We start from the raw sequence: 21,003 nt of genomic DNA, 5'->3' as shown, positions 1-21,003 counted from the left end.
AAGGCATTTGTTCTTTCAAAAACTAAACTCTCGCCGGAGTATTGCTCGCTTCGGTCAATCTACCCAATACGTTTACAAATGCCAGATTAATTGGGTTTGTATACCCAACTGATAGGACCGATACGTACCGAATTGATCCGAATTCGTCTCGATCGGTCTGTTCAGCCGGTAACTTCCGGTTGGCTGGATGAGTAAAGACCATCTGGAGTTAATCTGATAATCAATGCCCGCTCCGACAAGAGCGCTCGTTTTGATGCCTACCCTGTTAGCAGTCATTGACTCATTAGAGAACAACATACCGGCCGAAACATAGGGAGCTAAACGGCTTTGGGATAACCGATAACCAATCTGCACGGGCAATTGTACATAATTGTTGGTCTGCCGTTGATTTAAGGCCCGGTACGTTTGAGCGTAGGTATATTGTACATCGTCGGCTAAGCGGGCATACAGCAGTCCAATGGATACTCGCCATTGCGGATGGAACGCATAATAGGCAGTCACCCCGAATAAGGAGCCGCGGGATGTTGTATTGAAACGCATCACCTCTTCGCTGTTCCTGCTCAGGCGAAATTCTTCACGGCCGTATACACCGACATAGGTTGGCGCAAGCGCGAATCGCCTTTGGGCAAATCCAGCTGCTATAGCGAAGAAAAAGGCTAGACAGGTAAAAAGAGTCTTCATATGGTATAGCGTCAGTATTTACTGTTTCGAAACAAGATTGTTACGACTACTCTATAAACTGATTTCTACTCAAAATATTGGAATACTCCACCGTTATTTATCCCGCGCATCAGGCTGTTAACCAAAGTGTTACTGGACTCCAGCTTGGTTTCTTAAAAATTATTTCTGTATTTCCTGTAACCTTCGTTACGTCGGTCGGTTACCAGTCCCAAATACGCTAAACCCTTCCTTACCCGGTTGACCTCGCTAACAGATAACGCACTTATGCTCCAGGTAAAAGCGGGCGATCTGGACAAGATGGGCTTGCTCTTCGAGCGGTATCACAAGCCTTTGTTTGGCTTCCTGTTCCACATGACGAGGCAGCGGGAAGCCAGTGAAGACTTGGTGCAGACGGTGTTTTACCGGATGCTGAAGTACCGCCATACCTTCACCGGCGACGGTGAGTTCAGGAGCTGGATGTATCACCTGGCTCGTAACGTCCTGGCTGACTTTGTGCAGAAGAACAAGCAATCGGCCTATCATGACGATATAGCCAGCGTGGCCGAACGGATTGGTGGCGGAGCAACCGCCGATGAGCTACTTCAGCAGCAACAGGAAGCGGATTTATTGCAGGATGCCCTGGCCAGGCTCAGTTCCGACAACCGCGAAGTGCTGATATTGAGTCGGTTCCAGGAGTTGAAGTATGAGGAAATTGCCCGGATTCTGAATACAACCGAAGGAGCCGTGAAAGTGCGGGTGCACCGGGCCATGACCGCTTTAAAGAACATTTATCTCAGAATTGAACATGGAAGCAAAGCCCATAAACTGTGAAAATGCCCGAGAGCAGTTTACTGACTGGCTCGGCAACCAGATGCCCGATGTAGCGCGCGCTACGTTGGAAACGCACGTCATGCAATGCGCGGGCTGCCAGCAGGAGCTGCACACGTTTAGTCAGTTGTGGCGGCAGATGGGCGACGTGACGGTACCTGAGCCCAGCGACACCATGCGGGTGCGGTTTCATACGATGCTCGATACGTATAAAGACAGTGTTGAAACTGAGCAGCGGAAATCGATGGGCGGGTTTATGGCCCAACTGCGGGAATTCTTTATGCCACAGCCTGCCCTTCGACTGGCGTATAGACTGGTGTTAATCTGCCTGGGTGTAGTTGGTGGGTATTGGCTGCATCGGCAGGACAGCCCGGCGATGGCGTACCAGCAGCAGATTGATACGTTGTCGGGTCAGGTAAGAGAGATGCGCCAGATGATGCTGCTCTCGCTACTGGAAAACCCGTCGGCTTCCGAGCGGCTGCGGGCAGTGAGCTACACCAGCGAGATCAATCAGGTAGACGACCACGTAGCCGAAGCTTTGTTAACTACGCTGAATAACGATCCGAATGTGAACGTGCGACTGGTTACGCTGGAAGCGCTGGCAAAACTGGCCAAAGACCCCAAAGTACGCGAAGGGTTAGTGCAATCCATTACCCGACAGGACTCGCCCCTGGTTCAGTCGGCCTTAGCCGACGTCATGGTGAAACTTCAGGAGAAGCGGTCCATCAAACAGCTCCGGCGACTGCTTAATGAAGAAAACCTGAATGATCTGGTGAAAAGTAAAATTCAGCAGAGTATCAAAGAATTGTCGTAAAACCCTAAATCAAAACACATCATGAACCGGTTCATCATCCCCTGTCTGGTGGGAGTAGTGGTCGCTTGTGCCCAATCCCCGGCAACTGCTCAGAAATTTGAAGAACATATTGCCAAAGAATTTACGGTGTCGAACACCACCGGAGGCAGTACACTGGCCATCTACAACATCAACGGCTTCATTAAAGTCGAAGGGTACTCGGGCAACAAAGTCGTGCTGGAAGTCGACAAGGAAATATCGGCCAAGAACAGTGCAGATTTGGAAACGGGCAAAAAAGAGTTTCAGCTTCAGTTCGAGCAGAAAGGCGACAGCATCATTGCCTATATCGCTGAGCCGTTTGACTCCCGACCGAATCGCGGACGGCAGGATCGTAATCACCGCATCGACTACAATTTTAATCTGGACTTTACGGTAAAAGTCCCGAATCAGATGAACCTCTGCGTATCGACAATCAACCACGGTAACGTAACGGTCAACAATGTTACGGGGCAGCTCAAGGTCAACAATATCAACGGTGCCATCACGCTAACAAATGCCAAAGGAGCCACCGAGGCCCGGACTATAAACGGGGATGTCGACATCAATTACCTGGCAAGTCCGCCCGAAAAGTCATCGTATTATACGCTAAACGGAAACATCCGGGTTACTTACCCGGCCAATCTCTCCGCCGACCTGCACTTTAAGAGCTTCCAGGGCGCGTTTTACACCGACTTTCCAAACGCCGAGGTTTTGCCAACGCAGGTCGTTAAGAATCAGGAGCGCCGGGGCGACAAGACCGTCTATAAATTAAATAAAGACACCTCTGTTCGTATCGGCAGTGGTGGAAAGGACCTCTGGTTCGAAACGTTTAACGGCAACATCTACATAAAAAAGCAATCCTGAAGATTATGAATACAACAAAACTGCAAACAGCCGGTCTGATCCTGCTTGCCAGCCTTTGGGCCGCGCCTTTAGCTGCCCAGAGCGACGGAAAAGAACAGTTAACCGTTCCATTAAGTGACCCGTCAAAACCCGGTTTTCTGACCGTTGGCCTGGTGAACGGCTCCATTCACGTAGTAGGGTATACGGGTAAAGACGTAGTGATCGAAGCCGTATCAACGGCTTCGCGCCGACAAAAAGAAGGGAACATAGAGGTTACGGCCAACGGCATGAAACGCATTGCGAATACCAACTCAATGGAGGTTAAAGCTGAAGAGAAAGACAACCGCGTTCATATTTCGTCGGACTCCTGGAAGCGCCCAATCGATCTGACCATTAAGGTTCCTCAGCGTTTCTCGATGAAAGTAAATACGGTGAATCAGGGCGATATAACAATCGACAACGTAACGGGTGAGTTGGAAGTGACGAACGTGAACGGGGCTATTACGCTAACAAACATCTCGGGCTCAGCCGTAGCTAATACCGTTAATGGCGGATTAAAAGCGACGTTCAAAAACGTGGATTCCAAAACACCAATGGCGTTTTCAACCCTGAACGGGAATGTAGACGTAACGCTGCCTGCGAACGCCAAAGCAGCCGTAAAGATCAAGTCCGATCAGGGCGATGTTTTCAGTGATTTTGACATTGACATCGATAAAAGCCAGCCTAAAGTGAACCGAACAAGCCAGTCAGGCATGTACCGGGTAAGCGTTGACGACTGGGTGCAGGGCAAAATTAACGGAGGTGGCCCGGAAATTATGATGAAAAACATGCACGGCAACGTCTACGTCCGAAAAGCGAAGTAAGCTCAGGTTCGCGCCTGGCGCTGGTCATCTGTACAAATGATGACCAGCGCTTTCGGCTGTATGAGGAGCCACCAGAAACCTTTTTTGGGCATCATTGGCACATTTTGTCGTTTCTGGTGTTTCTTTGAGTGGAGTGCACAAGCCACTCTATTTTACGAATGATTGAACTGAAAGACCTTACTCCCCGGCAGATTGTTGCCGAACTGGATCAATACATTATCGGCCAGCACGACGCGAAACGTAACGTAGCCATTGCCTTACGAAATCGCTGGCGCCGGATGAACAGCGCGGCCGATATGCAGCGCGAGATAACTCCCAACAATATCCTGATGATTGGTGCTACGGGCGTCGGCAAAACCGAAATTGCCCGTCGGCTGGCTAAAATTGCCGATGCCCCGTTCATTAAAGTGGAAGCCTCCAAATTCACGGAAGTGGGTTACGTTGGCCGCGACGTCGAGAGCATGGTTCGTGACCTCGTGGAGCAGTCGGTGAACATGGTGCGGGCCGCCAAGAAAGAAGCTGTGAAAGTACGGGCCGCCCAACTCGTTGAAGACGCCATTCTGGATATCCTGATTCCGCCCGTTAAACCCGCCACGAACCCGCATCTGGGCTTCGACAACGGCCAGCAGGACCCCGATGCCGAACTGAATGAACGGACTCGGGAGCGTTTCCGCGACAAGATTCGGTCGGGCGAAATGGATGATCGAAAAATCGAGATCGACGTACAGCAGGCCCAAACGCCAAACATCGGTGTTATGGGCGGCTCAGTGGATGATCTTTCGATGATGAACATTCAGGAGATGATCAGCGGCATGATGCCGAAACGGGGTAAAAAACGAAAGGTAACGATTGCCGAAGCCCGAACGATTCTGCTGGAGGAAGAAGCCGCCAAGCTGATCGATATGGACGAGGTAAAAGAAGAAGCCATCCGCAAAGCCGAAGATGCCGGTATTATTTTCATCGACGAGATCGACAAAGTAGCGTCGTCCCGTTCGGGTAATGGCGGTGGCGGTCCCGACGTGAGCCGGGAAGGTGTTCAGCGCGATCTGTTGCCGATTGTCGAAGGCAGTGCCGTCAACACCAAATATGGGGTCATTCATACTGATCACATCCTGTTCATTGCGGCTGGCGCTTTTCACGTAGCCAAGCCAAGTGATCTGATTCCCGAGCTTCAGGGCCGTTTCCCGATTCGGGTCGAGTTGCAAAGCCTGTCGGAAGATGATTTCTATCAGATTTTAAAGGAGCCTAAAAACGCGCTGACCAAGCAGTACGAAGCGATGCTTCAGGCTGAAGGTGTCGAGCTTACGTTTCAGGACGAGGCCCTGCGCGAACTGGCCCGTATTGCCTATGAGGTGAATAGCGAAGTCGAGAATATCGGTGCCCGGCGGCTGCAAACGGTCCTGAGCCACCTGATGAACGACTTTATGTTCGACATCCCCGACTCCATTGGCCCTAACGCGCACGTAGTGGTTACGAAAGAATTGGTCGGCGAGAAGCTGAACGGTCTGGTCAAAAACCGCGACCTGAGCCAGTTCATTCTTTAATCGACGAAACGTTTAGCTTTCTGCCTTATCTTGGTCAATGAGTTGCTGACGCGCGTCCCCATAACGACGAACCGTGCGTCAGCAACTCATTAATCAACGATCTCCCTGAACTCGCCAATCACCTTAATAACCTGCTCAATGGCCCGATCGGTATCGCTGCGCTTGCGGTCAGGTGGGTCGAAGCGATTAAAGGGGCGCAATTCCAGCACAAAGGTTTCGTCAATACGTTCCCTGTCGATGGGTGTGTACAGTTTATGGGCACTAACCTGAATAGGAAGCAAACCGTGCCGGTCTTTGAAACGGGTCAAGACGTATTGTAACAGGCGTTCGACCTCCTCATTTGTCATATTAAGCGCGGGGACAAACCGCACCTCAGCCCGATTTCGATCCACAAGTGTCTGCTCCTCGGGTCTGAAATGCCCTTCGCAGCTCGAAAACGTCTGCACCAGCCCGGTTGCGTTCAGCGCGTCTACTAAGGGACGTATCTGAGGTTCAATGTCATTCATGTCCGGATTGCATCATCACCTTGCGTCTGCTCTTCTGCCAGAGCCACCCCAGATACAACGTTGCCACAACAGCCAGGGCACCCGAAACGGCAAACGAGGCATCCCAACCTGCCTTGCCGACTACGTGATTCAATAACCAGCCCGACGCTACGGCCCCCAGTCCAATACCGGCTTCCAGCGCAATGTACATGGTAGCCATCGCCCGCCCGCGGGTCGCTTCGTCGCTTAAGTCAGCCGTCCAGGCCTGTACCGTTGGCGAGTTCATTCCCCACGACATCCCATACACAATGGCCGACGCCCAGAACCACACTGGCGAATCGGTAACGACCAGCATTGCCATAGAAACAGCCAGCACGGCGGTGGAGATGAACAAAACCGGCAGGCGACCGTGCCGGTCAGACGAGCGGCTGAACGTTAGCCGAACCACAAGCGAGGCAACGGTATACACCGTAAAAAACAGGCCCCGGTTCGCGATGCCCAGCGAGGTGCTTAAGCTGGAAATAACGGTTAACACAACCCCCGACGAAAACGACTGCAACAGCAGGACGATAAACGGCGGTAGAGCCTGTTTGTCGAAGATTTCTTCTTTGGTCAGTTTTAAGAGACCGAACCGAAACGGCTGCGTATTGCCCAGGGTTTCGGGCATCCGGAGCAGAATGCCGATGGACAGCAGCGCAAAGGCCGACGAGGTCCAGAACATAACGTTCATGGAGAAATCATCAGCTAACCAACTGCCAATGGCCGGTCCCAGCGACATACCCATAGCCGTAAATAGGCCCAACATGCCCATCGCTTCGCCCCTACGCGTAGCTGGTACTACGTCCGCTACGTACGCGGCCGTGGCGGTGGGCTTTGTACCCGTCGAAAATCCGTGAACCAGCCGAAGCGTTAAAAAACCCCATACCGTAATCAGGTACGGATACAGCAGACCGCAGATAAAACACACCAGCGAACCAAACGCCATGACCGGCACGCGGCCAATGGTATCGGTGAGCTTCCCGCTGAAGGGGCGGGAAACACCCGCGGTAAACGTGAATAAGGCGATAATGAGTCCGATGTATTCACGGCCGCCGAGCCCGGTCAGGTAGTCGGGCAGTTCGGGAATCATCATGGAAAAACTCGCTGAAAACAGGAAGTTACTGACGCAGAGCAACCAAAAGGAAAGCGTGTACAGAGAAGGACCGTCGGCAACACGGCGAATAAAAAACGGGCGAACTACCAAAACAACTCGATTTAGTTCGCCCAAATTTACCTCTTTTTCGCCAAACGCCGGGTGTTCTTATCTAGTGGCCACTTACGTAGTCAGTTGGCACGACCTGGTACTATATGTTATGTATGAGCTACGGGCGTATTGCGTCAATGCAACCCACAAAGGCGAATATACGCAATGTAGTTGCGTATATTTACGAGTTGTGCGTCATGCGCTGCAACTCCAAAAAACGTCAAGGACAGACAATAACGATTAGATGACAACTACAGTGAAATTCAGAGATTGGACTTTTGAAGTTGACAAGGAAGAGACTAAGAAAGCTTATCGGGACATCTCTTGTAGCGGAGCAGACACTTGTGGTTGTAATGACTGCAAAAACTATGTTGCTTATCGTGACAAGGTTTTTCCTAAAGAAATAATTGATTTATTCAGCAACTTGGGAGTTGACTTCAGAAAGGAAGTTGAAATCACGGCTTGGGAGACGCTACCCAATGGACGTCATCACATTGGCGGCTGGTTCCATTTCAAGGGGCGAGTTTTGACAGGTAAGAATTATCGTGTTCCACTTCTATCAGGAGGACACACTTTTGACTTGACACCGATAACAGACAATTTTGCTATTGGCTTTGCGGAAGGAAACGACCTGACTTTTTTTGAGGACAAAACGGGTTTGGTGCAAGTGGAGTTTGACACAAACATTCCGTGGGTAATTGACAAATCATTTGAAACTGTGTAAATGCACTAATAACAAGCACGAACGCACAACAGCAGTTTTGCAATAGGCTGGCAGACGGCACGCAGCATCAACATTTGGTTCGCTTATCATCAGCAGTTCCAGCGTGACCGAACGCTATTGAACAAGAGAATATATTTTGTACTTTGGTTTTTCAATCGGCTTCAGTTTCGGGCTGACGAATATAAATCCCGGCACAGCAGCAAGCCCTTTCGTTGGGCGCAAGCAACTGTCCTGAACAAGGCTGTGATCAAAGGATACTTGGTAATGGATGACTGCTTAAATTTGAAAAACAAAAACAAGCACTTTGGACAACATCATTTTATATAGTAAGCTGGCGACACTGCCTGATGATCTCAAGGCCGAGGTCTCAGACTTCGTTGACTTTTTGGCAGCCAAACGAAAAAAGCTTCAAAACAGGAAAAAGCCGACCTTCGGCAGTGGCAAGGGAATGTTCGTTATAAAGCCTGACTTTGACGAGCCTTTAGAAGATTTCAATGAATATATGCACTGATGCAGCGGATTCTCCTGGACACACATGCACTCATTTGGTTCATCAACGGTGATGCAGAACTGTCACAAGTTGCAAGAGCAGCCATCGAAGCAGACGGTGCCCTTACTTTTGTTAGCATTGCTTCTTTGTGGGAAATAGCCATCAAGATCAGCTTGGGAAAGCTTGAGCTAAAAACATCATTCCATCAAATAAGCAAACAAATCGAGGAGAATGGGTTTGAAATTTTGCCTATCACTTTTGGGGATACATTGACACTTTCTACAATGCATTTCCACCATAGAGATCCTTTCGATAGAATCATCATTGCCCAAAGCTTCAACAATGGTCTGACTATTATCTCCAAAGACACATACTTTGGCAGCTACAATGCAAAAGTTATCTGGTAAACAGGCCTGCGCCCAACATCGGCTTGCCGCAATACGGGCTGACACACAATAGCTGAAAGCCATATCTTTATTTTACACTAGTTCTAGGCTAGACCGCAGTGCGCTGATTTCCGTACATGCGGCAGGCCGTGAGCGTTGTGTGCTATGTAACTCGACAACAACTAAATACTTAGGCCAAATCTGACGAAATAAAATACTTGCTAAGTTTTTGTTCCGTGGCATTTTTCTTTAGTTGCCGCGATGGGTCAAACTTAACCGCTTTGACATCTCATCCAGACGCAGATTCGTTAACACAAGTATTTATCTCCGCCTGGAATAAAGACTACTCACATGACCGAGACGAATAAAGCAATTTTAGAAAAGGCGAACGCGGCTATCACAAAGGGCGACAATGAGGGGTTTCTGGCTCATTGCACCGAGGACACTAGGTGGGTTTTTGTCGGCGATATAACCCTGGAAGGGAAGGAAGCGGTTCGGCAGTGGATGGCAACAGCGTACGTTGAGCCGCCAAAATTCAGGGTCGAGAACTTGATTGCTGAGGGTGATTTCGTTACCGCGCTTGGCCAGATCAGCCTGAAGGATGAAACCGGAGAAATAGCCGACTATCTGTACTGCGACGTTTGGCGATTCCGCGATGGTAAGATGGCCGAACTGAAAGCGTTTGTCATTAAACCTTAATTAAGGCGGTTAATGTAGTTATTTCGGATTTCTTTTTCCGCGTGACGTTTGTCATCGCGACGCTAGGACCGGGCCGCCGGGATGACAAACGTCGCTCATTTGAGACTAGATTACCCCCGACTCAAATTCACGGGTGCTTATTTCGGTTCGGGGGTTTCGTTGCCGCCCTCGACCACAAAGCGCCACTGGCCGTTGCGCTGGCGTTTCCAGACGGTCACATACGTACCGTATTGCGTCGAGCGTTTGCCCGCTTCGTCGCGGTTCGTCAGCATCCACTGTCCAAATGTATAGCCCAGTTCACCCGACAGGGCCGCATCGGCTTTGAGGGGTTGCCAGGTCAGTATGGCTCCATCGCGCGGCATACGGGCCATTTGCGCCCGTAGCGAATCGAAGCCAATCGCCGGGGGTGCTCCATCATTTAATTTTATCGCGTCGTCAGCCGCGTAGGTCGTAAATGCCTTCGCCATGCCTTGTTTTTCGGAGAGTACGCTGAAATTATAATCCGCTTCCCGGATTTCGTCGATCGCTTTCTGACGCGCGGCTGCGGCCGGATTCATGGCTCGTGGGTTCTCAACCCGGGATCGGCAGGAGCTGATCAGCGCCAGGATACCTAAAATTGATGCGATGTACTTCATTATGGGTAGATTAATTGGTTATGATTTGGCGTAAATTTGCGCGCTGATTCCTGAATGCAGGCTTTGGTTTACGGTTACAGTTCACCTATCCAAAATCGTACCGAAATCGTTGCCCACGCCTGAAACCAGTGCTGCCATTGGGAAATCGTAACTCATTCCTTGCTATGTCGCGTAACCTTAAAATCGGTCTCTTTCTCACCGCATCCATCCTGCTCACTACGTTCACCTTTTACTTCTGGCAGGTCTTTAAAAGCCCAAACCTCCAGACTAGAGAGGGTGACGGAACCTTTGCCCTGCTTATTCCGAAAGGCTCTACGTTTGAGTCGGTTATGGATACGTTAAAAACCCATAAGGTCATTAACGATGAGCTGTCGTTCCGGTTTCTGGCCAAAATGATGAAGTACCCGGAGCGGGTAAAAGAAGGGCGCTACGAGATTCGGCCGCGCATGGGCAACCGCGAAGCGCTGGTTAAATTACGGAGCGGCAGCCAGGACGCCATGCCCGTTACGTTCAACAACATCCGCCAGAAAAGTGACCTCATCCAACGCCTGGGTAGTAAGTTTGAGTTTGGCCCCGAAGCGCTGGGCAAACTGCTGAACGATCCGGCAACGTGCCAGTCATTTGGTTTCGACACCACCACCATCGTCTGCCTGTTCCTGCCCAATACGTATGAATTTTTCTGGACGATCAAGCCCGAAGCGTTCCTGGAGCGGATGGGTAAAGAATACAAAAAGTTCTGGACGCCCGAACGTCAGGCCAAAGCGAAAGCACTGGGACTGAGCCAGACGCAGGCGCAGGTGCTAGCCTCGATTGTGGCCGCCGAAACCAACAAACGCGACGAGCAGCCCCGCGTGGCCGGTGTGTACCTGAATCGCCTGAAACAGGGTATTAAACTCGAAGCCGATCCAACGGTCATCTTCGCGCTGCGCGACTTTAGCATCCGGCGGCTGCTGAATAAGCAACTGACGGTCGACTCGCCCTACAATACGTATCGGTACGCCGGTTTACCGCCGGGTCCGATCAACCTGCCCGCTCCGGCAACGATTGATGCGGTGCTGAACGCCGAGCAACACGATTACCTGTATTTCGTAGTCAACGCCAGCTTCAACGGCTACCATACGTTCTCGAAAACGCTGTCGGAGCACCTGGCCAACGCCCGCCTGTACCAACAGGCGCTGACCCGGATGAAGATTATGAAATAAAAGGAGCAAGAGGAGGAAAGGGACAAAAGTCTTCTGGACTAGCCCTTTCTTTCCTTATTCCCCCTTCCCTAGTATGCTGACTTACGACGTAACAAATATTCGGGTTCGGTACTACGATACCGACCAGATGGGCATTGTGTATTACGGCAACTACGCCCGTTTCTATGAGATTGGCCGGGTAGAAGCCATTCGGCACCTGGGCATCAATTATAAAGACCTGGAAGCGCGCGGCATTTCGATGCCGGTCTACGACCTAACGTCGCGCTTTATCCGGCCGGCTAAGTACGACGACCTGCTCACGATTCGGGTTACGATTCCGCAGCTCCCCAAAACCCGGTTCATGTTTTCCTACGAGATTTTCAATCAGGACGGTCAACTGCTGAATACGGGACAGACGACGCTGGTTTTTCTTCGATCCGATACGGGTCGCCCCTGCTCAGCACCCGATGACCTGGTGGCCGCGGCCAAACCTTTTTTTGACTCGTAGGTTAGAAAATTAGCCGGAGGACCACCAATTAAGTCGTGAAACAACCAGACTGACTGGCGGCCACTCCAACCTACTACTTCACTGACTCGGATAGGTTATGTTCGAAAAACTCATGAGCTTCGGTGCGATGCGTAACGTTCGGGCGTGGCTGCTTACGCATAACGCATTCAGTACGCAGAAAAGCTGGTATCATTTTCTAAACGACGTAATCGATAAGTTTGCCGAGAACGACACCAGCGAACGGGCGGCTTCGGTCTCATACAGCCTGATTCTAGCCGTTTTCCCGACGGTGATTTTCTTGTTCACCCTGATTCCCTACTTCCCGATCGATCACCTTCAGGATCAGATCATGGGCTTTTTCCGGCGTGCACTTCCTGGCGATACGTTCAGCTCTGTAGACACAACCATCCGGGACATTATCAGTCGGCCGCGCGGGGGTGTGCTGTCGTTTGGCTTTCTGCTGGCCTTGTATTCGGCCACGAGCGGCCTGGTTGCCCTGATGAACGCGTTTAACTCCAGCCACGAATCGGCCGACCGCCGGGGTTTCTTTAAAATCCGCGGCATTGCCATTGCGCTGACAATCACCCTCGCCTTTGCCCTCATTCTTGCCGTGGTCGTCCTGATTATCGGCGGAGTTGTCAGTGACTACCTGTTGCAGTTTGGCATCCTGAACAACGTAGTGTTCGTTAACCTGCTGGCCGTAGCTCGTTACTTGCTCGTATTCGCAGTATTCGTCGCGGCAGTTTCCGTCATTTATAAATACGGCCCCGACGTGGATATGAAGTGGGCGTTTGTTACCCCCGGTTCGGTCATTTCCTCCCTGCTGATCGTTTTAACCACGCTGGGTTTCTCCTATTACGTATCCAACTTCGGCTCTTACAACAAAGTCTACGGGTCCATCGGTACGCTCATCGCCCTGATGATCTGGATCAACCTGATTGCGTTATTGCTCATTATGGGATTTGAGATGAATGTCGCGCTGTACGATCTGGAGGGAAAAAAGCACCCACGCGAGCCAAAGAAAACAACAAACGCCACCTCTAAGACATGAAGTGGCGTTTGCAAACCCTAACCCATAAATGTAGTATACACAGCCTGACAAACGTACCGCGCTTGGCACGTACCAGACTGCGTTTAATTACTATTGGGTAAAAACCGTGCCAACTTCATATTGTATACGGTTTGTTGAATAGCTTTTTTCCGTTTGCTCAAAAACCAGTCAATTCGGTAACAACCAGTTTGTAATTTTAGGCGTACAACAAACCCCATAGGCCGATCGGCTTCATGTTCCGAGAGGAGCATATCTTACTGCATGGTTTCCGTTACTGGTCAGTCGAATCCCCTTCCGATGAGTCCCTACCTCAATGGGATCAAGCCTTGGGTGAGCGTTATCTGTACGTGTTATAACCATGACCGTTACGTCCGGCAGGCCCTTCAATCGGTCGTCGAGCAGGATTACCCAAACGTCGAGCTTATTGTGATCGACAATGGCAGTCAGGACCAGTCGGCCCTGACTATCGCCGGGTTTAGTCAACAGCACCCATCCGTTCAATTTATTCAGAACCCGGTGAACGTTGGCCTGAACAAAGCCTTCAATCAGGGATTAGCCTTAGCCAGCGGTCGGTACGTAATCGATCTGGCGGCCGACGACGTATTGCTGCCGGGTCGAATTGCGAAACAGGTTGCTTTATTCGAGCGCTTGTCGGGTCCCTATGCCGTCGTATTTTCGAATGCCGCCTACATCGATGAGCACAACCGGCAAACGGCGTATCATTACGAAGTAGATCAACGGGGACGGGCTCGCTGCAAGGTCCCGTCGGGCGATGTGTTTCAGCCCATTTTATCGTCTTATTTCATTTGTACACCGACCATGATGATGCGCCGGGACGTTCTGAATGAATTGGGTGGCTACGATGAAACACTGGCCTACGAAGATTTTGACTTTTGGGTTCGCTCTTCCCGGCTCTATCATTACGCCTATCTGGATGAAGTTTTAACCCTTAAACGACGGTTAGCCAATTCGCTGTCGACCCAGGTAGTGCTGCCCGACAATACGTTGTTAAGTTCTACCCTCGTCGTTTGCCAGAAAGCTTTCGAGCGGTGCACCACCCCCGCTGAATACAAAGCCCTCGCCAGACGAATCCGTACGTTTATCCGGAAAGCTTTTTACGCCGAACAGTTCGATCTGGCCTTGAAATTCGGCCAGCTTCTCCAGCACATCGAACAATCGGACCTGGTCACGAACGTCATTCTGGCCCTGAGCTACGTTCGCCCGCCGGTCAATGGCCTTTATCGCCAGTACCTCAAACTGAGCCGTATCCGCCAGCCGCTGTGATCATCGGCCACGCTCATTTAAAACACCCGACACGGTTTATAGTTAGACGTTTGTACGACCTAACGTCGGTTAACTTTCGTCGCCATGCCTGCCGAATTCCTTAAATTGTACCCTAAAAACCCCGACCCGCGTCGAATTGAGCACGTTGTGCGGGCGCTTCGGGACGGAGCCGTCATTATTTACCCAACCGATACCATTTACGGAATGGGCTGTGACATCCACAATACCCGTGCGGTTGAGCGAGTGGCCCGCATCAAAGGCATTAAACCCGCCAAAAACGATTTCTCGTTTATCTGTTATGACCTGAGCCATATCGCCGACTACGCCCGGGTGGGCAATCAGGCATTCAAGCTCATGAAAAAGGTGCTGCCGGGTCCGTACACGTTCCTGCTCGAAGCTAGTGGTAACGTACCCAAGCTGTTGAACACCAGCAAAAAAACGGTTGGTATTCGCGTCCCTGACCACGATATACCCCGGCAGATTGTGCACGAACTCGGCAATCCGATTATCACAACGTCGATCCGCGATGAGGATGAGGTGATTGAGTATTCGACCGATCCCGAACTGATTTTTGAGAAGTTTCAGCACCAGGTCGACATCGTGATCGACGGCGGGTATGGCGGTAATGTTCCCTCGACAATCGTTGATGCCACCAGCGACGAATTTTCGATCATCCGTCAGGGGCTGGGCGAATTAGTGTTTTGAAAAGTTGACGTAACATTCTATACTTGCATCGTAGGGTTAACGCTCCTTCATCACGGAGTTTAACCCTTTTTTTTATGAATTAACCTTTTCATCCCTACAGTATGCGTTTGTCATTGGCCGTTGTCTCCCTATTGGCCCTGAGTCAGCTCACCGGCTGTTCGTCAACAGAATCGAAACAAGAGAGTACGTCAAAAAACGGTAAGCTCACCACCGAAGCATCTGCCGAACCAAGTTCGGCCACATCCGCGGATGCTGCCGCCAAAACCGATTCTTCGGAAGCCCCATCCATCAGTTCGACCCGAACCGTAAGCACCGGCGATTCAACGCTCGACTCGCTGACGTATGCCCCTACCGAAGCGATTCTCCCCAAAAAACGCATCTTCGCTTATTACGGTAACCCGCACTCCAAAAAAATGGGCATTCTGGGTAAATATCCTAAAGAGGATATGCTACGTCGGTTAGATGAAGAAATTAAGAACTGGGAAAAAGCTGATCCCAAAACCCCTATTCAGCCCGCCCTGCACCTGGTCGCTACCTCAGCCCAGGGCGCGCCCGGCAAAGACGGAGGCTACCGGATGCGGATGTCCGACAAAACCATTAAGAAGGTTATCAAGTGGGGCAATGAGCACAAAGCTATCGTGTTCCTCGACATTCAGCGGGGGCATGCTCCACTGGGTCCGGAGTTGGCCTATATGGAGAAATACCTTAAACTTCCGTTCGTCCACCTCGGTATCGATCCTGAATTCTCGATGGTAACCGGTGCCCGGCCGGGCACGAAAATCGGTAGTTACGATGCGGCCGACATCAACCAGACGGTCGCGTTCTTAAGCCGCGTCGTTCGGGAAAACAAGCTGCCGCCCAAGGTTTTGGTAGTTCACCGCTTTACGCAGGGCATGGTCAAAAATTACAAGAATATCAAGCTCGACCCGAACGTTCAGATCGTCATGAACATGGACGGTTGGGGACCGCCGGTACTGAAGAAAGATTCGTACCACGACTATATTCAGAAAGAGCCCGTTCAGTACACCGGCTTTAAGCTGTTCTACGATAACGATTTCCGCAAACCGGGCTCACGCATCATGACCCCATCGGAGGTACTGGCACTCACGCCAATACCCATGTACATTCAATATCAGTAAATAGAACAGATGTAAGTCCAAGTCTGGATTTATATGTCTATCAGTGAATACGACGCCAGCGGTAGGGGCATTACGGAAGCGACGAAAAGCGTTGCCGTAACGCCCCTACCGCTGGTGATTTGTTTCCGGCCAGAAACGCGACCACATGCTGAAGATTCAATGCCGGATAAGCCGTATGCTGGCTGGTAACGAGTGGTTTTGCGATAACTCCGTCGCGCTGGCTTACGTCGAAATGGGACGGAATAAGCGCTATGCCCTTACCCACCTGCACAAAATCGGCTAACAGTTCCAGCGAGCTCACTTCCTGAGCGATGGTACGTTCGAATCCCGCCTGTCGACAAAGTGCTTCCACCGCTTCGTAAACCGGATTTAACGGAGCGGGTATCTCCACCCAAAATTCGCTGGCTAATTGCGCGAGTGTCAGATCGGTTTCATGACGTAACGGATGATGCCGGGGTAGCAGCACGGCTATATTGCCTTGGGTGAACGGCACAGCCGCCAGTTGCGGATACTGTAGGGGCAGGATGGTTAAACCCAAATCAATTTCGTTGTCCAGCAACGCTTGCTGAACGCTTAAAAACGATGGCAGTTCAACTAATTTAACTCTAGCCTGGGGCAGTCGCTCCGACAGTAGATTCATTACGTTCATAATTCGGCTCCGGAGCAGCGTTTTGAACACCCCCATTCGAATCGGGCCTTCCTGACCCGCCTGCCGGGTGGCGTCGATCGCCTGCTGACTTAACTGCAAAATATGCCGGGCTTTACGAAGCAGTACTTTACCGGCCTCTGTCAGTTCTACTTTCCGCTGGATGGTACGGCGGCTTCGGACAAACAAGTCAACGCCTAGTTCTTCTTCCAGAAGCTGAATCTGCTGGCTTAAAGCGGGTTGCGAGACAAATAGCCGACTAGCTGCTTTTCGATAGTGAAGTTCCTGAGCAATCTCAACGAAGTAGCGAAGCTGACGCAATTCCATACCTTGTGATAAGTAAAACTTATCACAAGGTAAGAAAATACGATTGGATTCTATCCGCAGCTTTCTATCTTTTTGCAGATGAACACAGTCTGGTGCAGACTTGTGACTCTATATCCTATCAGCGAACACATGCGGGTTCTTATCATCGGGGGTGGTATTGGCGGATTAACAACGGCGCTAAGTCTGCATAAGGCAGGAATCAGCGTCTGCGTGTACGAATCGGTAAGTCAGCTGAAACCGCTGGGAGTCGGCATCAATCTGTTGCCCCACAGCGTGCGGGTGCTGACTAACCTGGGGCTAACCGAGCGCCTGGCCCAGATTGCTGTAGAAACCCAGGATCTCCGCTATTACAACAAACACGGCCAGCTCTTCTGGGAAGAGCCACGGGGACGACATGCGGGCTATCACTGGCCGCAGTATTCAGTACATCGGGGTAATTTTCAACAGCTTCTCTACGATCAGGTTCGGCAGGTTATCGGACCGGATGCCGTTCGGCCCGGCCACCATCTGGCTTCGTTCGAGCAAACATCCGAAGGCGTAACTGCTACGTTCATCAACCGGCCAACGGGCGAAGTTGTCGGAACCGATACGGCCGATGTCTTGATTGGATGTGATGGAATTCACTCGGTTGTACGTCGGCAGCTCTATCCGAGCGAGGCAGGCCCTTGTTTTTCAGGAAATGTGCTGTATCGAGGCACAACGCTGATGCCGCCTTTCCTAACGGGCCGTTCGATGGTGATGATTGGTCATTTGAAGCAAAAGATGGTGGTATATCCCATTCAGGAGCCAGACACATCGGGGCGTCAACTCGTCAACTGGGTGGCCAATCTTCGGGAGTCGGATGCGGACGTAATGACCGAACGCGACTGGAATCGGCAGGCGGATCAGGAACGGCTGGTCCGCATGTATCAGCGCTGGACATTCGACTGGCTCGACGTACCCACTATGATTGCCGGTGCGAAAGCGGTGTACGAGTTCCCGATGTCGGACCGCGATCCACTGAACCGCTGGACGTTTGGTCGGGTTACCTTGCTCGGCGATGCCGCTCACCCGATGTACCCGATCGGGTCTAACGGAGCCTCGCAGGCGATTCTGGATGCCGACGCGATAACACACGCATTGACTCAGGAGCCTGATGCCAGCCGGGCGCTGGAACGCTACGAACGCGAGCGCCTGCCGGCCACTACGCAGGTTGTGCTCCAAAACCGGCAGAAAGGCCCCGATCAGATTATGGACATGATGGAAGAAGCAGCGCCCGATGGGTTTCGGAACCCCTACGACGCCATTCCGTATGCGCAGTTGAAAGCGGTGATGGACCGGTACCGCCAGATTGCCGGATTTGACAAGGAAACCCTGAACCAGAAAACGGTGCGTCCGTCTTGATTACTCACTAGTTACCCAACCCCTACCTATGCCTTATTTCAGAAAAACTCTTCTTTTGCTGCTCTGTGCATCGGCCCTTCAGGCTCAGCAGGTGATTCCGCTTTATTCCGGTAAAGCACCCGGTTCAGAGAGCTGGAACTGGCAGGAAAAAGAAAACGCGCAGAATATGTTTAAAACGAGGGTTGTCTATAACGTAGTCAACCCCTCGCTCACGGCCTATCTGCCTAACCCTGCAACCGCCAATGGCACGGCCGTTATTATTTGTCCGGGTGGTGCCTTTCACACCCTCTCCATCGACAACGAAGGTATCGACGTAGCGAAATGGCTCAATGCGAAAGGAGTAGCCGCGTTTGTGCTCAAATACCGACTCGTCCACAGTCTGACCGACGATCCGGTCGCCGAACTACTTCCCAAAATGCAGGACTTCAAAAAGTTGGATGCCGAAAATGCGCCCGTTGTTCCGCTGGCCATTGCCGATGGTCGAAAAGCGGTTGACTACGTTCAGCAACATGCGGCCGAATTTGGCATCAACCCGGCCCGAATCGGGATTATGGGGTTCTCGGCCGGGGGGACGGTAGCGGCCGGTGTCGTTTTCAGTGACACAAAAGCGGGGCGACTGGCGTTTGTTGCCCCTATTTACGCCTACACCGGTGCTCTAGACAAAACTACGGTTCCTACCGACGCGCCCCCACTATTTGTCGCAGCCGCCACAGACGACCAGTTGAAGCTGGCTCCGCACAGTACCAAGCTCTACACCGACTGGATAGCCGCCGGTAAAGGAGCTGAACTGCACATGTACGCCAAAGGTGGTCATGGCTTTGGGATGCACAAGCAGAACCTGCCGGTCGACACCTGGATTGATCGCTTCGGCGAGTGGCTCGGTTTTCTGGGTTTATTGACCAAAGCACCTTAAGCTGAACGAAGAATGGAGTCGATCAAACAGGAATTTGTGTTCGAACTACGGGTTAACGTGGCCGCCATTCAGGAGCTGGGCCCGACACCTAAAGGCATTCGTCGGGTCATTCCTATCACCGGCGGTGTGTTTGAAGGTCCGGCCATTCGCGGTCAGGTTGTGGCCGGTGGCTACGATTGGCAGATCGGTCGGTCCGATGGCGTAACAGAAGTTGAGGCCCGTTACCTGCTTAGCACAGACGACGGCTCCCTCATCACCATTGTGAACCAGGGCTTACGGCATGGTCCACCGGACGTAATGCGACGGCTCGCGCGAGGTGAGGTTGTCGATCCGGCTACGTATTATTTTCGGTCAATACCCCAATTCGAGACCGCCGACGCGCGCTATAGCTGGCTCACTAAATCGGTCTTTATCGCTACCGGCATCCGTCGGCCCGACCAGGTGCTTATTCAGGTTTATAGACTCCTTTAACCCCTTATTCCGGCATGATTTCTTTCCGTCCACGTTACCCGCTTTTTTATATGTTTGCCTTTTTCTTGCTTTCCCAATGGGCACAGGCTCAGCCGAACTTCCGCAGCAATACGCCCAACGATACGTTAGCTTCTCCTAAATTTCTGGCGGATGGACGAGTGCAGCTGGCCATTTACGCACCCAAAGCTTCGGACGTAACGGTTTCCGGCGATTTTCCGGGCGGCTTTCCGGCCCAGAAGCTGACGAAAGGGGCTGATGGTGTCTGGTCGCTGGTTTTGGGACCGCTTACACCGAATGTGTACAGCTACGATCTGACCGTAGATGGTGTGAAAACGTTTGATCCGAAAAATCCGAGATTTGAGGAATCGCTGAATGGCGTATCCAACTTCTTTGAGCTGGCCGGGAAAGAGATTGACTACCTGGCGGTTAAGAACGTAGCGCACGGAATAGTAGAAACCGTCTGGTATCCATCGTCGGCGCTGGGCATCACCCGCCGGATGCACGTGTACACCCCACCCGGCTACGCTTCGATGAAGGACAAACTACCAGTGCTGTATCTGCTGCACGGCGGGGGTGATAACGATGCCTCCTGGACAACCCTTGGCCGGGCAAACTTCATTCTCGATAATATACTGGCCGAGGGTAAACTTAAGCCGATGCTGGTGGTGATGCCCGCCGGACACGTACCGGGCACAGCCTTACCGATGGGTGCAGGGCCTGACCAGGACCCGTTCGCCCGCGATTTTGTGCAGGACATTATTCCGTATATCGAGAAACACTACAACGTCTCGAATCGGCGCGAGAGCCGCGCACTGGCCGGCTTGTCGATAGGCGGTATTCAGACCATAAACATCGCACTCTGGAATCCGCAGCTGTTCAGCTACGTACTGCCCCTGAGTACGGGCTATTTCCCGCCGGTACTGTCGGAACTGGAAGCGAAGTACAGCCAGGTGCTTAAAAACCCGCAAATCAACAACTGGAAGCTATTCTGGATTGCCATGGGTGGCGAAAAAGACATCGCTTACCAGAACAACAAGAACACAATGGCTCTTTTCGACAAGTACGGCATCAAATACCAGTACACGGAAGTGCCCGGTGGTCACTCGTTTCTGGCGTGGCGGCAGAACTTGTATCAGTTTGCGCCTTTACTCTTTCGTTAACCC

At 51.6% G+C, this 21,003-nt stretch carries 24 protein-coding genes; 19 read left to right on the top strand and 5 right to left on the bottom strand.

Annotation, left to right across the window (positions count from 1 at the left end):
* Positions 1–72: 72 nt before the first annotated feature.
* Positions 73–681: an outer membrane beta-barrel protein gene (locus tag ACYVIY_RS27525; RefSeq protein WP_460979847.1), complete on the bottom strand. Its 609-nt coding sequence runs from the start codon at positions 679–681 to the stop codon at positions 73–75.
* A gap of 264 nt (positions 682–945) precedes the next feature.
* Here ACYVIY_RS27525 and ACYVIY_RS27520 point away from each other — a divergent pair, with 264 nt between their 5' ends.
* From ACYVIY_RS27520 to hslU, 5 genes are all read left to right on the top strand, one after another.
* Entirely contained in the window at positions 946–1,491 is a 546-nt protein-coding gene (locus ACYVIY_RS27520; protein WP_460979846.1) for an RNA polymerase sigma factor, read from the top strand.
* Positions 1,466–2,302 carry a HEAT repeat domain-containing protein gene (locus ACYVIY_RS27515; protein ID WP_460979845.1) on the top strand — a complete coding sequence of 279 codons (837 nt, stop codon included), beginning with the start codon at positions 1,466–1,468 and terminating at the stop codon, positions 2,300–2,302. Before ACYVIY_RS27520 ends, ACYVIY_RS27515 begins: the two co-directional genes overlap by 26 nt.
* A gap of 21 nt (positions 2,303–2,323) precedes the next feature.
* Positions 2,324–3,184, top strand: a complete 861-nt coding sequence (locus ACYVIY_RS27510; protein ID WP_460979843.1) for a DUF4097 family beta strand repeat-containing protein — start codon at positions 2,324–2,326, stop codon at positions 3,182–3,184.
* A gap of 5 nt (positions 3,185–3,189) precedes the next feature.
* Positions 3,190–4,026, top strand: a complete 837-nt coding sequence (locus tag ACYVIY_RS27505) for a DUF4097 family beta strand repeat-containing protein (protein WP_460979841.1) — start codon at positions 3,190–3,192, stop codon at positions 4,024–4,026.
* Between the two features lie 158 nt (positions 4,027–4,184).
* Positions 4,185–5,570, top strand: coding sequence for an ATP-dependent protease ATPase subunit HslU (gene hslU / locus ACYVIY_RS27500; RefSeq protein ID WP_460979839.1), 1,386 nt, complete (start codon positions 4,185–4,187; stop codon positions 5,568–5,570).
* An 89-nt stretch (positions 5,571–5,659) separates the two neighbouring features.
* On the opposite strand, the gene ACYVIY_RS27495 is transcribed toward hslU, so the two are convergent.
* On the bottom strand, positions 5,660–6,076 hold the full coding sequence (locus tag ACYVIY_RS27495; protein WP_460979837.1) for a hypothetical protein: 417 nt from the start codon (positions 6,074–6,076) through the stop codon (positions 5,660–5,662).
* Positions 6,069–7,298, bottom strand: a complete 1,230-nt coding sequence (locus ACYVIY_RS27490; protein WP_460979861.1) for an MFS transporter — start codon at positions 7,296–7,298, stop codon at positions 6,069–6,071. Before ACYVIY_RS27490 ends, ACYVIY_RS27495 begins: the two co-directional genes overlap by 8 nt.
* Before the next feature lie 244 nt (positions 7,299–7,542).
* Between ACYVIY_RS27490 and ACYVIY_RS27485 the strand changes: the two genes are divergently transcribed.
* From ACYVIY_RS27485 to ACYVIY_RS27470, 4 genes are all read left to right on the top strand, one after another.
* On the top strand, positions 7,543–8,022 hold the full coding sequence (locus tag ACYVIY_RS27485; protein ID WP_460979835.1) for a hypothetical protein: 480 nt from the start codon (positions 7,543–7,545) through the stop codon (positions 8,020–8,022).
* Between the two features lie 304 nt (positions 8,023–8,326).
* Positions 8,327–8,533, top strand: coding sequence for a type II toxin-antitoxin system VapB family antitoxin (gene vapB / locus ACYVIY_RS27480; RefSeq protein ID WP_460979834.1), 207 nt, complete (start codon positions 8,327–8,329; stop codon positions 8,531–8,533).
* Positions 8,533–8,919 carry a type II toxin-antitoxin system VapC family toxin gene (locus ACYVIY_RS27475; RefSeq protein ID WP_460979833.1) on the top strand — a complete coding sequence of 129 codons (387 nt, stop codon included), beginning with the start codon at positions 8,533–8,535 and terminating at the stop codon, positions 8,917–8,919. The genes vapB and ACYVIY_RS27475 overlap by 1 nt, the downstream gene beginning before the upstream one ends.
* Positions 8,920–9,249: 330 nt before the next feature.
* The gene (locus tag ACYVIY_RS27470; RefSeq protein ID WP_460979832.1) at positions 9,250–9,597 is read left to right on the top strand and encodes a nuclear transport factor 2 family protein; all 348 of its coding nucleotides are present in this window, start codon (positions 9,250–9,252) and stop codon (positions 9,595–9,597) included.
* A gap of 137 nt (positions 9,598–9,734) precedes the next feature.
* Here ACYVIY_RS27470 and ACYVIY_RS27465 read toward each other — a convergent pair whose 3' ends face one another.
* Positions 9,735–10,232: a YybH family protein gene (locus ACYVIY_RS27465; protein WP_460979831.1), complete on the bottom strand. Its 498-nt coding sequence runs from the start codon at positions 10,230–10,232 to the stop codon at positions 9,735–9,737.
* A gap of 164 nt (positions 10,233–10,396) precedes the next feature.
* Here ACYVIY_RS27465 and mltG point away from each other — a divergent pair, with 164 nt between their 5' ends.
* The 6 genes from mltG to ACYVIY_RS27435 all read left to right on the top strand — a co-directional run bounded on the left by mltG (position 10,397) and on the right by ACYVIY_RS27435 (position 16,100).
* Entirely contained in the window at positions 10,397–11,434 is a 1,038-nt protein-coding gene (gene mltG, locus ACYVIY_RS27460) for an endolytic transglycosylase MltG (protein WP_460979829.1), read from the top strand.
* Between the two features lie 73 nt (positions 11,435–11,507).
* Positions 11,508–11,921 (top strand): acyl-CoA thioesterase, encoded by a 414-nt coding sequence (locus ACYVIY_RS27455; RefSeq protein ID WP_460979827.1) that lies wholly within the window; start codon positions 11,508–11,510, stop codon positions 11,919–11,921.
* Positions 11,922–12,018: 97 nt separating this feature from the next.
* Positions 12,019–12,972: a YihY/virulence factor BrkB family protein gene (locus ACYVIY_RS27450; RefSeq protein ID WP_460979826.1), complete on the top strand. Its 954-nt coding sequence runs from the start codon at positions 12,019–12,021 to the stop codon at positions 12,970–12,972.
* Positions 12,973–13,269: 297 nt separating this feature from the next.
* Complete coding sequence (locus tag ACYVIY_RS27445) at positions 13,270–14,256, top strand: glycosyltransferase (protein ID WP_460979824.1); 987 nt, start codon at positions 13,270–13,272, stop codon at positions 14,254–14,256.
* Between the two features lie 84 nt (positions 14,257–14,340).
* Positions 14,341–14,961: an L-threonylcarbamoyladenylate synthase gene (locus ACYVIY_RS27440; RefSeq protein ID WP_460979822.1), complete on the top strand. Its 621-nt coding sequence runs from the start codon at positions 14,341–14,343 to the stop codon at positions 14,959–14,961.
* Between the two features lie 101 nt (positions 14,962–15,062).
* Entirely contained in the window at positions 15,063–16,100 is a 1,038-nt protein-coding gene (locus ACYVIY_RS27435) for a hypothetical protein (protein ID WP_460979821.1), read from the top strand.
* A 70-nt stretch (positions 16,101–16,170) separates the two neighbouring features.
* Here the strand turns inward: ACYVIY_RS27435 and ACYVIY_RS27430 are convergent, their stop codons facing one another.
* Positions 16,171–17,073 (bottom strand): LysR family transcriptional regulator, encoded by a 903-nt coding sequence (locus ACYVIY_RS27430; RefSeq protein WP_460979820.1) that lies wholly within the window; start codon positions 17,071–17,073, stop codon positions 16,171–16,173.
* A 102-nt stretch (positions 17,074–17,175) separates the two neighbouring features.
* Between ACYVIY_RS27430 and ACYVIY_RS27425 the strand changes: the two genes are divergently transcribed.
* From ACYVIY_RS27425 to ACYVIY_RS27410, 4 genes are read left to right on the top strand one after another with little or no spacing between them, the layout of a single operon-like run.
* Entirely contained in the window at positions 17,176–18,456 is a 1,281-nt protein-coding gene (locus ACYVIY_RS27425) for a flavin-dependent oxidoreductase (protein WP_460979819.1), read from the top strand.
* A 28-nt stretch (positions 18,457–18,484) separates the two neighbouring features.
* Positions 18,485–19,369, top strand: coding sequence for an alpha/beta hydrolase (locus ACYVIY_RS27420; protein ID WP_460979818.1), 885 nt, complete (start codon positions 18,485–18,487; stop codon positions 19,367–19,369).
* Positions 19,370–19,381: 12 nt separating this feature from the next.
* Complete coding sequence (locus ACYVIY_RS27415; protein ID WP_460979817.1) at positions 19,382–19,840, top strand: DUF3237 domain-containing protein; 459 nt, start codon at positions 19,382–19,384, stop codon at positions 19,838–19,840.
* Between the two features lie 50 nt (positions 19,841–19,890).
* On the top strand, positions 19,891–21,000 hold the full coding sequence (locus tag ACYVIY_RS27410; protein ID WP_460979816.1) for an esterase: 1,110 nt from the start codon (positions 19,891–19,893) through the stop codon (positions 20,998–21,000).
* Positions 21,001–21,003 lie beyond the last annotated feature (3 nt).

The sequence above is a fragment of the Spirosoma knui genome (assembly GCF_054780635.1).
This window is presented reverse-complemented; position numbering and strand designations above follow the sequence as displayed.

Coding starts and splice junctions, on each gene's coding strand:
- ACYVIY_RS27430 (WP_460979820.1), bottom strand. CDS start 17,073: ATGGAATTGCGTCAGCTTCGCTACTTCGTTGAGATTGCTCAGGAACTT.
- ACYVIY_RS27435 (WP_460979821.1), top strand. CDS start 15,063: ATGCGTTTGTCATTGGCCGTTGTCTCCCTATTGGCCCTGAGTCAGCTC.
- ACYVIY_RS27445 (WP_460979824.1), top strand. CDS start 13,270: ATGAGTCCCTACCTCAATGGGATCAAGCCTTGGGTGAGCGTTATCTGT.
- ACYVIY_RS27455 (WP_460979827.1), top strand. CDS start 11,508: ATGCTGACTTACGACGTAACAAATATTCGGGTTCGGTACTACGATACC.
- ACYVIY_RS27525 (WP_460979847.1), bottom strand. CDS start 681: ATGAAGACTCTTTTTACCTGTCTAGCCTTTTTCTTCGCTATAGCAGCT.
- ACYVIY_RS27475 (WP_460979833.1), top strand. CDS start 8,533: ATGCAGCGGATTCTCCTGGACACACATGCACTCATTTGGTTCATCAAC.
- ACYVIY_RS27510 (WP_460979843.1), top strand. CDS start 2,324: ATGAACCGGTTCATCATCCCCTGTCTGGTGGGAGTAGTGGTCGCTTGT.
- ACYVIY_RS27520 (WP_460979846.1), top strand. CDS start 946: ATGCTCCAGGTAAAAGCGGGCGATCTGGACAAGATGGGCTTGCTCTTC.
- mltG (WP_460979829.1), top strand. CDS start 10,397: ATGTCGCGTAACCTTAAAATCGGTCTCTTTCTCACCGCATCCATCCTG.
- ACYVIY_RS27415 (WP_460979817.1), top strand. CDS start 19,382: ATGGAGTCGATCAAACAGGAATTTGTGTTCGAACTACGGGTTAACGTG.
- ACYVIY_RS27505 (WP_460979841.1), top strand. CDS start 3,190: ATGAATACAACAAAACTGCAAACAGCCGGTCTGATCCTGCTTGCCAGC.
- ACYVIY_RS27440 (WP_460979822.1), top strand. CDS start 14,341: ATGCCTGCCGAATTCCTTAAATTGTACCCTAAAAACCCCGACCCGCGT.
- ACYVIY_RS27470 (WP_460979832.1), top strand. CDS start 9,250: ATGACCGAGACGAATAAAGCAATTTTAGAAAAGGCGAACGCGGCTATC.
- ACYVIY_RS27485 (WP_460979835.1), top strand. CDS start 7,543: ATGACAACTACAGTGAAATTCAGAGATTGGACTTTTGAAGTTGACAAG.
- ACYVIY_RS27420 (WP_460979818.1), top strand. CDS start 18,485: ATGCCTTATTTCAGAAAAACTCTTCTTTTGCTGCTCTGTGCATCGGCC.
- hslU (WP_460979839.1), top strand. CDS start 4,185: ATGATTGAACTGAAAGACCTTACTCCCCGGCAGATTGTTGCCGAACTG.
- ACYVIY_RS27410 (WP_460979816.1), top strand. CDS start 19,891: ATGTTTGCCTTTTTCTTGCTTTCCCAATGGGCACAGGCTCAGCCGAAC.
- ACYVIY_RS27450 (WP_460979826.1), top strand. CDS start 12,019: ATGTTCGAAAAACTCATGAGCTTCGGTGCGATGCGTAACGTTCGGGCG.
- ACYVIY_RS27465 (WP_460979831.1), bottom strand. CDS start 10,232: ATGAAGTACATCGCATCAATTTTAGGTATCCTGGCGCTGATCAGCTCC.
- ACYVIY_RS27515 (WP_460979845.1), top strand. CDS start 1,466: ATGGAAGCAAAGCCCATAAACTGTGAAAATGCCCGAGAGCAGTTTACT.
- ACYVIY_RS27495 (WP_460979837.1), bottom strand. CDS start 6,076: ATGAATGACATTGAACCTCAGATACGTCCCTTAGTAGACGCGCTGAAC.